Below are 14,596 nucleotides of genomic sequence, written 5' to 3' on the forward strand. Positions count from 1 at the left end.
TGTGCAGTTCTCAAGCAACGGACGAACCCGCCGGCCCACGATGCGCACCTACCCCCACACCACCACCAGCAGCTCGCGCCACCAGCAACAGCATGAAGACGGTCTGCGACCGACCGACGACCCGTATCCATCAAAGACCCCGACCAACAACGTGGCCGGCTGCCTCAGGACCCAACAGTGTGCTCTACCGACCCCCCACCCAGCAGACCGGACGTTCCGACCACGACCCGGCACCCCCCAAGGAGGCACCGCACGCGGTGTACTGATCCGACCCACCCGCAGGCGGCCGTACGGTCAATGTTCCACCCAGAGCAACCACCAGACGCACGTTCGGCGCCTACAGCGGCTGTACATGACCCCCTGCGACCCGACCGACCCCCAAGGGCCGACCGGCAGGAAGTATGTGCTCCTTAGAAAGGAGGTGATCCAGCCGCACCTTCCGGTACGGCTACCTTGTTACGACTTAGTCCCAATCGCCAGTCCCACCTTCGACCACTCCCCCCGGAAAACCGGTTGGGCCGTGAGCTTCGGGTGTTACCAACTTTCGTGACTTGACGGGCGGTGTGTACAAGGCCCGGGAACGTATTCACCGCAGCGTTGCTGATCTGCGATTACTAGCGACTCCGACTTCATGGGGTCGAGTTGCAGACCCCAATCCGAACTGAGACCGGCTTTTTGGGATTCGCTCCACCTTACGGTATCGCAGCCCTCTGTACCGGCCATTGTAGCATGCGTGAAGCCCAAGACATAAGGGGCATGATGATTTGACGTCATCCCCGCCTTCCTCCGAGTTGACCCCGGCAGTCTCCCATGAGTCCCCGGCATAACCCGCTGGCAACATAGGACAAGGGTTGCGCTCGTTGCGGGACTTAACCCAACATCTCACGACACGAGCTGACGACAACCATGCACCACCTGTGCACCGACCTTGCGGAACCACCATCTCTGGCAGCGTCCGGTGCATGTCAAGCCTTGGTAAGGTTCTTCGCGTTGCATCGAATTAATCCGCATGCTCCGCCGCTTGTGCGGGCCCCCGTCAATTCCTTTGAGTTTTAGCCTTGCGGCCGTACTCCCCAGGCGGGGCACTTAATGCGTTAGCTGCGGCACGGAACTCGTGGAATGAGTCCCACACCTAGTGCCCAACGTTTACGGCATGGACTACCAGGGTATCTAATCCTGTTCGCTCCCCATGCTTTCGCTCCTCAGCGTCAGTTGCGGCCCAGAGACCTGCCTTCGCCATCGGTGTTCCTCCTGATATCTGCGCATTCCACCGCTACACCAGGAATTCCAGTCTCCCCTACCGCACTCTAGTCTGCCCGTACCCGATGCACGCCCCAGGTTGAGCCTGAGGTTTTCACACCAGACGCGACAAACCGCCTACGAGCTCTTTACGCCCAATAATTCCGGACAACGCTTGCGCCCTACGTATTACCGCGGCTGCTGGCACGTAGTTAGCCGGCGCTTCTTCTGCAGGTACCGTCCACCCGAAGGCCTTCTTCCCTGCTGAAAGAGGTTTACAACCCGAAGGCCGTCATCCCTCACGCGGCGTCGCTGCATCAGGCTTTCGCCCATTGTGCAATATTCCCCACTGCTGCCTCCCGTAGGAGTCTGGGCCGTGTCTCAGTCCCAGTGTGGCCGGTCGCCCTCTCAGGCCGGCTACCCGTCGAAGCCTTGGTAGGCCATCACCCCACCAACAAGCTGATAGGCCGCGAGCCCATCCCCCACCGAAAAACTTTCCAACACCCACCATGCGGCAGGCGCTCATATCCGGTATTAGACCCCGTTTCCAAGGCTTATCCCGAAGTGGAGGGCAGGTTGCTCACGTGTTACTCACCCGTTCGCCACTGATCCACCCAGCAAGCTGGGCTTCACCGTTCGACTTGCATGTGTTAAGCACGCCGCCAGCGTTCGTCCTGAGCCAGGATCAAACTCTCCGTAAAAGAGAGAAAACACCACCAACCACACAGGCCGGCGATGCCATATCGATACTGGCCAGACCAAACAAACTAGCAAAACTAGCTGTCCAATCTAGTCCAAAGGAACCAATGAAGGTTCAAAATTTGGCATTGACTATCAAGCACACTGTTGAGTTCTCAAACAACCGACACACACCATCCAAGACCGGAACATCCCGTCCCGGCCCCGTCCGGGGCAACCCTTCAACCTTACCCGAACCGATCCGCCCTGTCAAACCGTGGATCTGAGATCCAGCTGACTGGGTGACCCGTCTCAGGCTGACCGGGCACACAACTGTACCTGATCCGAGAGGTCTGTGGGAAGTCCGCTCAGCGAGACCGGCCACCGTTTCCCTGACCTACCGGGCTGGTGTCCGTCGCTCCCTGCCGGGCGAACGACGAGAACATTACACACCCTCTGACCCGCACACCAAATGCGCAGGTCAGAGGGCATGTCGTCACTCCACGACGGCGACCGCGAGGGTCTTCTTGCCGCGGCGCAGCACGGCGTAGCGACCGTGCAGCAGGTGCTCGTCACGCAGCACGTCCTCGTCGCCGGCGACCTTGACGTTGTTGACGTAGGCGCCGCCGTCGGCGATCGCCCGCCGGCCGGCCGCCTTGGACGGCACCAACCCGCTCTCGACGAGCGCGTCGAGCACGCTGACACCCGGGCGGACCGTGGCGCGCGGCAGCTCGGCGGTGGCGGCACCCAGGGTGCCGGCGTCCAGCTCGGTCAGCTCGCCGCGGCCGAACAGCGCCTGGCTGGCGGCGATGACCGCGTCGGTGGCCTCCTGTCCGTGCACGAGCGTCGTCACGTCGGTGGCGAGCGTCTTCTGGGCCACGCGGGCGAAGGGCCGCTCGGCGACCTCACGCTCGAGCTCCTCGATCTCCTCCCGCGTGCGGAAGGTGAAGATCTTCAGGAACCGCACGACGTCGGCATCGGCCTGGTTCAGCCAGAACTGGTAGAAGGCGTACGGGCTCATGAGCTCCGGGTCGAGCCAGACGGCCCCGCCCTCGGTCTTGCCGAACTTCGTGCCGTCGGCCTTGGTGATCAGCGGCGTCGTCATCGCGTGCACCGCCGCGCCCTCGGTGCGGCGGATGAGCTCGACGCCCGAGAGCAGGTTCCCCCACTGGTCGTTGCCGCCGGTCTGCAGCGTGCAGTCGTACCGGCGGAACAGCTCGCGGAAGTCGATGCCCTGCAGGATCTGGTAGCTGAACTCCGTGAACGACAGGCCCTCGTCGCTGCGCAGACGCCGCGCGACGGTGTCCTTGGCCAGCATCGTGCCGAGCCGGTAGTGCTTGCCGACGTCCCGGAGGAAGTCGATCGCCGACAGCCCGGACGTCCAGTCGAGGTTGTTCACGACCCGGGCGGGGTTGTCCCCCGTCAGGTCGAGGAACCGGGACACCTGGGCGCGGATCTTCTCGGTCCAGTCCGCGACGGTCTCCTTGGTGTTGAGGACCCGCTCTCCGGACTCGCGCGGATCCCCGATCATGCCGGTGGCGCCGCCGACCAGAGCGATCGCGCGGTGTCCGGCCAGCTGCAGGTGCCGCAGCAGGATCAGCTGGACCAGGTGGCCGTGGTGCAGGCTCGGAGCCGTCGGGTCGAACCCGCAGTAGTAGGTGACCGGCCCCTTCGAGAGTGCGTCGCGCAGCGCGGCCTCGTCGGTGGACTGCGCCACCAGGCCTCGCCAGTGCAGCTCGTCGAGAACGTCGGTCACCGTGGTGCTCCTTCGGGTCAGCAGACGCGGCCCGGGCGGGCCGCCCTCCTAGTGTGCCCGACGCCGCCGGCATCGTTGCCCCGTGCCGCCAGAAAGATTACTCTGCATGTTTCTTCCTGCCCCCGTCGTCGAGGACCACGATGATCGAGCACTTCACGTACGGACTCCTGACCCCCGCACTGTCGTTCGTGCTCTCGTGCCTCGGGTGCGCCGCAGGGCTGTCCTGCACCGCCCGAGCGCGCCTCTATACCGGCCGGGCGCGGCGGTGGTGGCTCTGGATGGGCGCCGTCGCCATCGGAGGCACCGGCATCTGGGTCATGCACTTCGTGGCTATGCTCGGGTTCTCGGTCGAGGGTGCCGAGATCCGCTACGACATCCCGCTGACCGTGGCGAGCGCCCTGCTCGCGATCGGCGTCGTCGCGATCGGCCTGTTCATGGTGGACCGCAGCGGTGGACGGACGGGAGCCGTCGTCGTCGGCGGGACGGTCGCCGGCCTCGGGGTGTCGAGCATGCACTACCTCGGCATGCGCGCCATGCACACGGACGTGGCGATCGACTACGACCCGTGGCTCGTGACGCTCTCCGTCGCGATCGGCGTCGTGGCGGCATCGGCGGGCCTCTGGCTCGCGTTCATCGTCCGGACCACCGCCGCCGGGGCGGCAGCAGCCGTCGTGATGGGTGTCGCCGTCTCCGGGATGCACTACACCGGGATGGCCGCGATGAACGTCGAAGGGCACGCCGACCACGGCATGAGCGCTCCGGACGGACTCACGACCGGCGAGCTCCTCGTCCCGCTGATCATCTTCCTCACGCTGTCGACGCTTGCCCTCGTCGTCACGGTCGTCCTCGCCCGGAGCCCCGGCGAGATCACGGCCGACCGCGCCTTCGACGAGTGGCGGCACGAGCTGCGCCGTTCGACCGACGACGTCGACTCCCGGGAGCCCGGGAGCGACGATCAGCGCACCCGGCCGGCCACCGGACGGTAGGAGGAGACGGTGGGCTCGTCGACGAGCCAGGAGCGCCAGCCGAACCGGGCAGGATCGGCTCCCTCTCCCCCGACGCCGACGCGGGGTCCCGTCGCGATCGTGCGGGGCAGCGGGTCGACCGGGAGCTGGACGGCCACCGCCCCGGACGGCTCGGTGACGTCGCACGAGTCGTCCTGCAGGTCGAGCGAGAGCGCCACGGCGAGCCGGGCGGGCCCGCGCGCGATCTGCCGCTCCGAGTCGCAGCGGCCGGCGGCCTCGCGCCGCTCTCGTGCCACCGCCCGGCCCTCCACGACCTCACCGGCGCGCAGCAGCACGGCACCCGCGTCGCCGACCGACCCGCAGACGATGTTGACGCAGTGGTGCAGGCCCAGGTGCCGGTAGACGTAGAGCCGACCCGGACGGCCGAACATCGAGCGGTTGCGGGCGGTCGGGCCGCGGAACGCGTGGGAGGCGGGGTCGTCGGCACCGCCGTACGCCTCGACCTCGGTGATGCGCAGGGTGACGTCACCGTCGGGACGTCGCCGCACGAGGTACGCACCGAGCAGGTCACGGGCCACGTCGTGCACGCTGCGCGCGTACCAGGACGTGCCGGGGACCTGCCACGGGACCGCGGCGGCCTGCTCGTGGGTCGTCTCGCTCATCACGCCTCCTCCGCCCGGTCCGGGCCGCGCAACCGTCCGAATCCGTCCAGCAGGACGTCGGCCCGCTCGCGCGTCTGCTCCGCAGCGTAATGCTCGGCCTCGTCGGCCATCCAGCGCAACCAGTGCTCCCGGGCCTCCGCGCCGTCCCGCGCCAGTCCGCGGCGCAGACGCTCGTCGTCGTCGGCGGCGACCCAGATGCGCAGGGCGGCCCACGGGTCGGCGCTGCGGGCGGCTGCTCCGCACCCCTCGACGACCAAGAACGGCGCCGGCTCGACGGCGTGCGCCTCGGCCCATGCGCCCGCCGGCCAGTCGTAGCGGCGGTACTCCCCCGCCGCTCCGCGGGCCAGCGGTTCCAGCACACGTCGCGCGAGCCGCCGGGCACCGCCGTCCGGGCCGTCCTCCCAGCCCTCGTACAGGTCGTCCATGTGCACGACCTGGCAGCACAGCTCGACCGCGAGCTGGGTGGCGAGCGAGGTCTTGCCGGACCCGGCCGGTCCGTCGACGCACACGAGCCGGGTGCGTCGCCACGAGGGCGACGCACCCGGCCCGGGCAGCCGCGCGGAGGCGGCGTGGACGCGGTGCACGACGACGTCGAGCACCTGCGGCGGAACGGTCACTCAGCCCTCGGCCCAGAAGCGGAACTCGGTGGCCCGCTCCTTCGCCGCCTCGAGCTGCTCGGCCACACGCACCGGGGCGGTCCCGCCGACGGCGTCCCGGGACGCCACCGACCCGGGCACGGAGAGCACCTCGCGCACGCCCGGAGTCAGGTGCTCCGAGATCTCCGCGAGGTCGTCGTCCGACAGGTCCCACAGCTCGATGCCGCGCTCCTCGCACACGCGCACGCAGGACCCGGCGACCTCGTGGGCGACCCGGAAGGGCACGCCCTCGCGCACCAGCCACTCGGCGACGTCCGTGGCCAGGGAGAATCCCTGCGGCGCCAGCTCGGCCATGCGCGCGGTGTCGAAGGTCAGCGTGCGCACCATGCCGGCGAACGCCGGCAGCAGCACCGTCAGGGTGCCGACCTGGTCGAAGACCGGCTCCTTGTCCTCCTGCAGGTCGCGGTTGTACGCCAGCGGCAGGCCCTTGAGCGTGGTGAGAAGACCCGTCAGGTCACCGACGAGCCGGCCGGACTTCCCCCGCGCCAGCTCGGCGATGTCCGGGTTCTTCTTCTGCGGCATGATGCTCGACCCGGTCGACCAGGCGTCGTCCAGGCGCACGAACCCGAACTCCTTGGTGTTCCACAGGATGATCTCCTCGGAGATCCTCGACAGGTCGATGCCGATCATCGCCGCCACGAACGCGAACTCGGCCACGACGTCGCGCGCCGCGGTGCCGTCGATCGAGTTCTCCACGGGACCGTCGAACCCCAGCCCGGCGGCGACGGCGGCCGGGTCGAGGCCGAGGGACGAGCCCGCGAGCGCCCCGGACCCGTACGGCGAGCGCGCGGCCCGCACGTCCCAGTCGATGAGCCGGTCGACGTCGCGCAGGAGCGGCCACGCGTGCGCCAGCAGGTGGTGCGCCAGCAGCACGGGCTGGGCGTGCTGCAGGTGGGTGCGCCCCGGCATGACGGCCTCGCCGGCGGCCTCGGCCTGCGTGATGAGCTCGTCGACGACCGTGACGAGCTGCTCGGCGATGACGCGGGCGTGGTCGCGCAGGTACATGCGCACCTGCGTCGCGATCTGGTCGTTGCGCGAACGACCCGCCCGCAGCTTGCCGCCGAGGTCGTCGCCGGCCCGCTGCAGCAGGCCGCGCTCGAGGGCCGTGTGCACGTCCTCGTCCTCCGGGGCGGCAACGAACGCCCCCGAGGCGACGTCCTCGGACAGCCGGTCCAGCGCCTCGTGCATGGCGGTCAGCTCGTCGTCGGTCAGCAGACGCGCGGCGTGCAGCACCTCGGCGTGGGCGCGCGAGCCGCGGATGTCGTACTGCGCCAGCGCCCAGTCGAAGTCCGTCGACTTGCTCAGCCGTGCCAGCTCGGGGGCGGGCCCCCCGGCGAACCGGCCGCCCCACAGGGCGACCGGTCCGTCGCTCGACACGCCGTCGGGCAGGGTCTCGTCGCTCATCGTCAGAGGGTCCCCACGCCGAAGTCCGGGCCGTTGCCGAACCGCTCGTCACGGGCGGCGGCCTGCTTGGCGGCCAGGCCGTAGATCTCGATGAACCCCTTGGCGTGCGACTGGTCGAAGGCGTCGCCCTCGTCGTAGGTCGCGAGGTTGAAGTCGTACAGCGAGGCCTCCGAGCGACGGCCGGTGACCGTGGCACGGCCCCCGTGCAGCACGAGGCGGATCTCGCCCGAGACGTACTTCTGGGTGTCGGCGACGAACGTGTCGAGGCTCTTCTTCAGCGGGGAGAACCACATGCCGTCGTAGACGAGCTCGCCCCAGCGCTGCTCGACGCCCTTCTTGAAGCGGGCCTGCTCACGCTCGAGCGTGACGTTCTCGAGCTCCTGGTGGGCGGCGATGAGCGCCATCGCGCCCGGCGCCTCGTACACCTCGCGCGACTTGATGCCCACGAGCCGGTCCTCGACGATGTCGATCCGGCCCACGCCCTGGGCGCCGGCGCGGCGGTTCATCTCCTCGATGGCCTGCAGCGGCGTGACCGCGACGCCGTCGAGGGCCACCGGGACGCCCTGCTCGAAGGTGATGACGACCTCGTCGGCGACCGGCGGGAACGTCGGGTCGTCGGTGTAGGAGTAGACGTCCTTGGTGGGCTCGTTCCAGATGTCCTCGAGGAAGCCCGTCTCGACGGCGCGGCCCCAGACGTTCTGGTCGATGGAGAACGGGTTGTTCTTCGTCGTCGCGATCGGCAGGTCGTGCTTCTCGGCGTAGTCGATCGCCTTCTCGCGGGTCAGCGCGAGGTCGCGGACCGGGGCGATCGAGGTCAGCTCCGGGGCGAGCGAGGTGGTGGCCACCTCGAAGCGGACCTGGTCGTTGCCCTTGCCGGTGCAGCCGTGCGCGACGGTCTTGGCGCCGAACTGGCGCGCGGCGCGCACCATGTGCTTGACGATGACGGGGCGCGAGATCGCCGAGACGAGCGGGTACCGGTCGAGGTAGAGGCCGTTGGCCTGCAGGGCCGGCATGCAGTACTCGGTGGCGAACTCGTCGCGGGCGTCGGCCACGTAGGCCTCGACGGCGCCGCAGTCGAGAGCGCGCTGCCGGATGACGTCGAGGTCCTCGCCTCCCTGGCCGACGTCGACGGCGACGGCGACGACCTCGGCCCCGGTGGCCTCGGCGATCCAGCCGATGGCCACGGAGGTGTCCAGGCCGCCGGAGTAGGCGAGCACGACGCGATCAGTCATGAGGGTCTTCTTCCTTGCGTTGCGGTCGATGTCGAGTCTGGCAGGCTTTCGCGGGCTCAGGCGTCCTGGGGCGCGGTGAGCTCGAGGAACCGGTGGGCGAGGTCGTCGCCCCCGGCCGGGTCCCGGGCGATCACGAGGATCGTGTCGTCCCCGGCGATGCAGCCGAGGACGCCGGGGAAGACGGAGTGGTCGATGGCCGAGGCGAGGTAGTTCGCCGCCCCGGGCGGGGTGCGCAGCACCACCTGGTTGCCCGACGCCTCGGCGGAGACGAGCAGGTCGGCGCAGAGCCGGGCCAGCCGGGCGGCCAGGTAGCCGCCGTCGTACCCGTCCACGCCGGCGGCGCGCACGGTGCGGTCACCACCCTCGCCGGGGACGGCGTAGACGAGGGCGCCCGAGGCGCTGCGGACCTTCTCGGCCCGCAGCTCGATGAGGTCACGCGACAGCGTGCCCTGCGTGACGGACAGACCCTCGGCGGCGAGCTCGCGGGCCAGCTCGGCCTGGGAGTGGATCGCCGTGCGGTGCAGGATCTCGGTGATACGGGCCTGGCGGGCCGCCTTGGTGGCGGGGGCGTGACCGGACGGCGTGGTCATCGCTGCTCCAGCAGGAACGTCAGGACGGCCTTCTGGGCGTGCCGGCGGTTCTCCGCCTCGTCCCACACGGCCGAACGCGGCCCGTCGATGACCTCCGCGGCCACCTCCTTGCCACGGTAGGCCGGCAGGCAGTGCAGGAAGATCGCGTCGGGCCGCGCGCGGTCCATGAGCTCCGGCGTCACCTGGTACGGCGAGAGGTCCTGGACGCGCTGCGCCGCGGACTCCTCGTCGCCCATCGAGACCCACGTGTCGGTCACCACGACGTCCGCGTCGGCGACCGCCGCGGCCGGGTCGTCGGTCGTCACCGTGACCGAGCCACCCGTGGTGGCCGCGATCTCCTCGGCGCGGCGCACGACGTCGGCGTCCGGCTGGTAGCCCTCGGGCCCGCCGACCAGCACGTGCAACCCGGCCGTCGCGCCGCCGATCAGGTACGAGGCGCCCATGTTGTTCGCCGCGTCGCCGACGTAGGCCAGCCGCTGCCCGGGCAGCGCGTCGAGACCGCCGCGGTGCTGGGCGACGGTGAGCAGGTCGGCCAGGATCTGGCACGGGTGGAACTGGTCGGTCAGCGCGTTGACCACGGGGACGGCGGAGACGGCGGCCATCTCGTCGAGGCGCTCCTGGCCGAAGGTGCGCCACACGATCGCCGAGACCTGCCGGTCCAGCACGCGGGTGACGTCCGCGACGGACTCGCGCACGCCCACCTGGGCGAGCCGGCCGTCGACCACCATCGGGAAGCCGCCGAGCTCGGCGATCCCGGCCGAGAACGAGGCCTGCGTGCGCAGCGTGGGCTTGTCGAACAGCAGCGCGACGCTCTGCGGACCGGCCAGCGGCGTGCGCGCGAACGGCTCGGCCCGCAGCTCGAGCGCCCGACGGAGCACCTCGCGCTGCTCGGCGGGCGTCAGGTCGTCGTCGCGCAGGAAGTGGCGGGGCATCTCAGCCTTCCTTCGGGGTCTCGGGCACGGTGACCTCGGCGAAGAACCGTGCGGCGTCCAGGGCCTGGTCCGTGGTGAGGATCAGCGGCGGGGCGAGGCGGACGGCGTCGGGCGCGACGGGGTTGACGATGAACCCGGCCTCCAGCGCCGCAGCCGCCACCTGGGCCGCCACCGGACGGGTGAGCCGGACCGCCAGCAGCAGGCCCCGCCCCCGCACCTCGGCGACCAGGGGGTTGCCCGCGGCGGTGATCGCCCGGCGCAGGGTCTCGCCGACCTGACGCACCTGGGCGAGCAGCCGGTCCCGCTCGATGACGCCGATCGTCGCCAGCGCCGCGGCGGCCGCCACCGGGTTGCCGCCGAACGTCGTCCCGTGCTGGCCGCGCCCCAGCAGCGTCGCCGCACGCTCGCCGTAGGCGATGACGGCGCCGACCGGGAAGCCGCCGCCCAGGCCCTTGGCGAGGGTGACGACGTCGGGCACGATGCCGCCGCCGATCTCCGGCTGCTGGTAGGCGAACCACGACCCGGTGCGTCCGACGCCGGTCTGCACCTCGTCGAGGACGAGCAGCGCGTCGGCGTCGTGCGTCAGCCGGCGGGCGAGCGCCAGGTAGCCGGCGGGCAGCTCGCGCACCCCGGCCTCGCCCTGGACGGGTTCGACGACCAGCGCCGCGACCTCGCCGCGTTCGGCCACGGCGGCCGGCGAGAAGGCCTCCTCCAGCGCGGCCGTGTCCCCGAAGGCGACGTGCTCGACCCCGCCGGGCAGCGGCTCGAACGGCTCGCGGTAGGCCGGCTTGTGGGTCAGGGCCAGAGCCCCGACGGTCCGACCGTGGAAACCGCCCTCGAGCGCGAGGATCCGGGTCCGACCGGTGCGCCGCGCCATCTTGAACGCGGCCTCGTTGGCCTCGGTCCCCGAGTTGGCGAAGAAGACCTTCGACCCCGACGGCGCCTCGGCGAGCGCCAGCAGCCGTTCGGCGAGCGTGATCTGCGTGGGCGTGCCGAAGAAGTTCGACACGTGCCCGAGCGTGCCGAGCTGGGCGCTGACGGCCGCCGTCAGGGTGGGGTGGGCGTGGCCCAGGGAGTTGACGGCGATCCCGGCCAGCAGGTCGAGGTAGCGCGTGCCCTCGGCGTCCCAGACGTAGGCACCCTCGCCGCGCACGAGGATGCGCTGCGGCGGGCCGAAGGTGTCCATCACGGCGCCGGTGTAGGCGTCCTGCCACTCGGCGGTGGTCAGCTCGCGACGGGTGGCCATCTCGTTCATGCCGCCTCCCCCGTCGGGTCGGGGACGACCATCGTGCCGTTGCCGCGCGTGGTGAAGACCTCCAGCAGCACCGAGTGCGGCTGGCGTCCGTCGATGACCGACGCCTTGGGCACGCCGCCCTGCACGGCGCGCAGGCAGGCCTCCATCTTGGGCACCATGCCCGCGCTCAGCGTCGGCAGGAGCTGGTGCAGGTCGCCGGCGGTGATCTCCTCGACGAGCGAGCCGCGGTCCGGCCAGTCGGTGTACAGCCCCTCGACGTCGGTCAGCACGATGAGCTTCTTCGCGCCGAGCGCGACCGCGAGCGCCGAGGCCGCGGTGTCGGCGTTGACGTTGAGCACCTGGGTGGGGTCGTCGACGTCGGGGGCGACGGTGGACACCACCGGGATCCGTCCGGCGTCGAGCAGGTCCTGCACGGCACCGGGGTTCACCCGCACGACGTCACCGACGAGGCCCACGTCGACCGGGGACCCGTCGACCGTGGCGTGCCGGCGCACCGCGCCGAACAGGCCGGCGTCCTCCCCGGACAGCCCGACGGCACGGGGGGCGTGGGCGTTCAGCAGGCCGACGAGGTCGCGCTGGACCTGGCCGGTCAGCACCATGCGCACGACGTCCATCGCCTCGGGCGTCGTGACGCGCAGGCCGCCTCGGAACTCGGAGTGGATGCCGACGCGGTCGAGCATCGTGGAGATCTGCGGGCCGCCGCCGTGCACGACGACGGGGTGCAGGCCGACCTGGCGCAGGAAGACCATGTCCTGGGCGAAGGCCGCCTTGAGCTCGTCGTCGACCATGGCGTTGCCGCCGTACTTGACCACGACGAGCGCGCCGGCGAACTCCTGCAGCCAGGGCAGCGCCTCGATCAGCACCTCCGCCTTCTGGTCGGGGCGCAGGTCGGTGCGGGTGTCGAAGGTGAACTCGTCGTCGGGAGTCGCGGGGTTCGTGTCGCTCATGAGGAGTACGCGCTGTTCTCGTGGACGTAGTCGTGGGTCAGGTCGTTGGTCCAGACCGTGGCGCTCGCCGGACCGGCGTGCAGGTCGATCTCGACCTGCACCTCGCGGTCGGCGGCGAGGTCGACGAGCTCGCGGGGCTCGCCCACGCCCTGGGCGCGGCACACCTGGACGCCGTTGACGGAGACGTCGAGGGCCAACGGGTCGTACGGAGCGACGTCCTCGGGCACGGTGCCGACGGCGGCCACGATCCGCCCCCAGTTGGGGTCGTTGCCGAAGATCGCTGTCTTGAACAGGTTGGACCGGGTGACGGCACGCGCGACCGCGACGGCGGCGTCCTCCGAGCTCGCGTTCACCACGGTGACGGCGATGTCGTGCCCGGCACCCTCGGCGTCGGCGACGAGCTGACGGGACAGGTCGGCGCACACCTCCGTGAGCGCCTCGCCGAGCGTGGCCTCGTCGACCTCGACGCCGGACGCGCCGGAGGCGAGCAGGATCACGGTGTCGTTGGTGGACTGGCACCCGTCGGAGTCGACCCGGTCGAAGGTCCGGGCGGTGGCCGCGCGCAGGGCGGCCCGGGCGGTCGCCGGGTCCACGACGGCGTCGGTGGTGACGACGCTGAGCATGGTGGCCATCGCGGGCGCGAGCATCCCCGCGCCCTTGGCCATGCCGCCGACGCTCCAGCCCTCGCGCTCGGCCACGGCGGTCTTGGCGACGGTGTCGGTGGTCATGATGGCGTGCGCGGCGTCCGCGCCGCCGTCGGCGGCCAGGGACCCGGCCGCGGTGTCGATCCCGCCGAGCAGGGCGGGCATGTCCAGCCGGACGCCGATGAGTCCGGTGGAGCACACCAGCACGTCCCCGGCCCCGACCTCGTCCTGCGGTGCGGCGGCCGCGGCGGACAGCACCGCCGCGACGTGCTCGGCGGTGCGGTGGGTGTCGGCGAAGCCGTCCGGGCCGGTGCAGGCGTTGGCACCGCCGGAGTTCAGGACGACGGCGCGGGCGGCCCCGTCCGAGACGGCCTGCCGGGTCCACACCACGGGTGCGGCCTGCACCCGGTTGCCGGTGAGCACGGCGGCGGCCGTGCGCAGCGGACCGTCGTTGACGACGAGGGCGACGTCGCGCCCGCCGGAGGCCTTCAGCCCGCCGGCGACACCGGCGGCGCGGAAACCCTGGGGGGTGGTGACGGTCACGGGGCGACTCCTTCGGTGACGAGGCCGGCGGTCTCGGGCAGGCCGAGCGCGATGTTCATCGCCTGCACCGCCTGCCCGGCGGTGCCCTTGACGAGGTTGTCGATCGCCGTGACGGTGACGACGCGGCCGGCCGCGGCGTCGAGGGCGACCTGGACGAGGGCCGAGTTGCTGCCGAGCGTGGCCGCGGTGGAGGGCCACTGGCCGGCGGGCAGGAGCTCGACGAACGGTTCGTCGGCGTAGGCGGCCTCCCAGACGGCCCGCACGGCGTCGGCGTCCGCGACCCGCCCGGGGGCGATCCGCGCGGTCGCGGTGGCCAGGATGCCCCGCGACATCGGCACGAGCGTCGGGGTGAAGCTGATCGACACCTCCGACGCGCCGGCCGTGCGCAGGTTCTGCGTGATCTCGGGGATGTGGCGGTGCGTGCCGGCGACGGCGTACGGGGACGCGGCCCCGAGCCCCTCGGCGGCGAGCAGGTGCGGCTTGAGCGCCTTGCCCGCCCCCGAGAACCCGTTCGCCAGGACGGCCACGAGGTCGGTCGGGTCGAGCAGCCCGGCGGCCACCCCGGGCTGCAGGCCGAGGGTCACCGCGGTGACGTTGCACCCCGGCACGGCGATGCGGCGGGCACCGACGAGCAGGTCCCGCTGGGTGCCGGTGTCACCGTCGGAGGAGTCGAGGACGAGCTCGGGCAGCCCGTAGGGCCAGGTGCCGGCGTGCTCGGAGCCGTAGAAGGCCTGCCAGTCCGCGGCCGAGGCGAGGCGGTGGTCCGCCCCGAGGTCGAGGACGAGCACGTCGTCGGGCAGCTGGGCCGCGATCTCGCCCGAGGCGCCGTGCGGCAGACCGAGGACGACGACGTCGTGCCCGGCCAGCGCCTCGGCCGCGGTGGGCTCGAGCACGCGGTCCGCCAGCGAGCGCAGGTGCGGCTGCAGCGCGCCGAGGCGGCTGCCGGCGTTGGAGTGCGCGGTGAGCGTCCCGATCTCGAGGTGCGGGTGCTGCACGGCGAGGCGGAGGAACTCCCCGCCGGCGTACCCGGAGGCACCGGCGACGGCGACGCGCAGGGGCTTCTGCGAGGGGTGCGTGCTGGCCATGGCGCCAC

At 71.1% G+C, this 14,596-nt stretch carries 12 protein-coding genes and 1 rRNA gene; 1 reads left to right on the top strand and 12 read right to left on the bottom strand.

Annotation, left to right across the window (positions count from 1 at the left end; translation table 11 throughout):
• Window positions 1–414: 414 nt before the first annotated feature.
• A 16S ribosomal RNA gene (locus V5O49_RS06615) occupies window positions 415–1,940 on the bottom strand.
• A 473-nt stretch (window positions 1,941–2,413) separates the two neighbouring features.
• The gene (gene tyrS / locus V5O49_RS06620) at window positions 2,414–3,673 is read right to left on the bottom strand and encodes a tyrosine--tRNA ligase (RefSeq protein WP_332901539.1); all 1,260 of its coding nucleotides are present in this window, start codon (window positions 3,671–3,673) and stop codon (window positions 2,414–2,416) included.
• Between the two features lie 140 nt (window positions 3,674–3,813).
• On the opposite strand from tyrS, the gene V5O49_RS06625 reads away from it, so the two are divergent.
• Window positions 3,814–4,659, top strand: coding sequence for an MHYT domain-containing protein (locus V5O49_RS06625; protein ID WP_332901540.1), 846 nt, complete (start codon window positions 3,814–3,816; stop codon window positions 4,657–4,659).
• On the opposite strand, the gene V5O49_RS06630 is transcribed toward V5O49_RS06625, so the two are convergent.
• Genes V5O49_RS06630 through argC form a run of 10 tightly spaced genes read right to left on the bottom strand, consistent with a single transcriptional unit; the run spans window position 4,629 to window position 14,588 of the window.
• Entirely contained in the window at window positions 4,629–5,300 is a 672-nt protein-coding gene (locus V5O49_RS06630; protein WP_332901541.1) for a DNA-3-methyladenine glycosylase, read from the bottom strand. The two genes, V5O49_RS06625 and V5O49_RS06630, sit on opposite strands and share 31 nt — an antisense overlap.
• Complete coding sequence (locus V5O49_RS06635) at window positions 5,300–5,917, bottom strand: uridine kinase family protein (protein WP_332901542.1); 618 nt, start codon at window positions 5,915–5,917, stop codon at window positions 5,300–5,302. Before V5O49_RS06635 ends, V5O49_RS06630 begins: the two co-directional genes overlap by 1 nt.
• The gene (gene argH / locus V5O49_RS06640) at window positions 5,918–7,360 is read right to left on the bottom strand and encodes an argininosuccinate lyase (protein WP_332901543.1); all 1,443 of its coding nucleotides are present in this window, start codon (window positions 7,358–7,360) and stop codon (window positions 5,918–5,920) included.
• A gap of 2 nt (window positions 7,361–7,362) precedes the next feature.
• Window positions 7,363–8,592: an argininosuccinate synthase gene (locus tag V5O49_RS06645; protein WP_332901544.1), complete on the bottom strand. Its 1,230-nt coding sequence runs from the start codon at window positions 8,590–8,592 to the stop codon at window positions 7,363–7,365.
• A 56-nt stretch (window positions 8,593–8,648) separates the two neighbouring features.
• Window positions 8,649–9,182, bottom strand: a complete 534-nt coding sequence (locus V5O49_RS06650; RefSeq protein WP_278237194.1) for an arginine repressor — start codon at window positions 9,180–9,182, stop codon at window positions 8,649–8,651.
• Window positions 9,179–10,114: an ornithine carbamoyltransferase gene (argF, locus tag V5O49_RS06655; RefSeq protein WP_332901545.1), complete on the bottom strand. Its 936-nt coding sequence runs from the start codon at window positions 10,112–10,114 to the stop codon at window positions 9,179–9,181. Before argF ends, V5O49_RS06650 begins: the two co-directional genes overlap by 4 nt.
• A gap of 1 nt (window position 10,115) precedes the next feature.
• A complete protein-coding gene (locus V5O49_RS06660) occupies window positions 10,116–11,369 on the bottom strand; it encodes an acetylornithine transaminase (protein ID WP_405001147.1) in 1,254 nt (417 codons plus the stop codon).
• Window positions 11,366–12,316, bottom strand: a complete 951-nt coding sequence (gene argB, locus V5O49_RS06665; protein WP_332901546.1) for an acetylglutamate kinase — start codon at window positions 12,314–12,316, stop codon at window positions 11,366–11,368. Before argB ends, V5O49_RS06660 begins: the two co-directional genes overlap by 4 nt.
• Entirely contained in the window at window positions 12,313–13,503 is a 1,191-nt protein-coding gene (gene argJ / locus V5O49_RS06670; protein WP_332901547.1) for a bifunctional glutamate N-acetyltransferase/amino-acid acetyltransferase ArgJ, read from the bottom strand. Before argJ ends, argB begins: the two co-directional genes overlap by 4 nt.
• On the bottom strand, window positions 13,500–14,588 hold the full coding sequence (gene argC, locus V5O49_RS06675; RefSeq protein ID WP_278237190.1) for an N-acetyl-gamma-glutamyl-phosphate reductase: 1,089 nt from the start codon (window positions 14,586–14,588) through the stop codon (window positions 13,500–13,502). The genes argJ and argC overlap by 4 nt, the downstream gene beginning before the upstream one ends.
• Between the last annotated feature and the right edge of the window lie 8 nt (window positions 14,589–14,596).

The organism is Isoptericola haloaureus (assembly GCF_036689775.1).
GTDB lineage: Bacteria > Actinomycetota > Actinomycetes > Actinomycetales > Cellulomonadaceae > Isoptericola > Isoptericola haloaureus.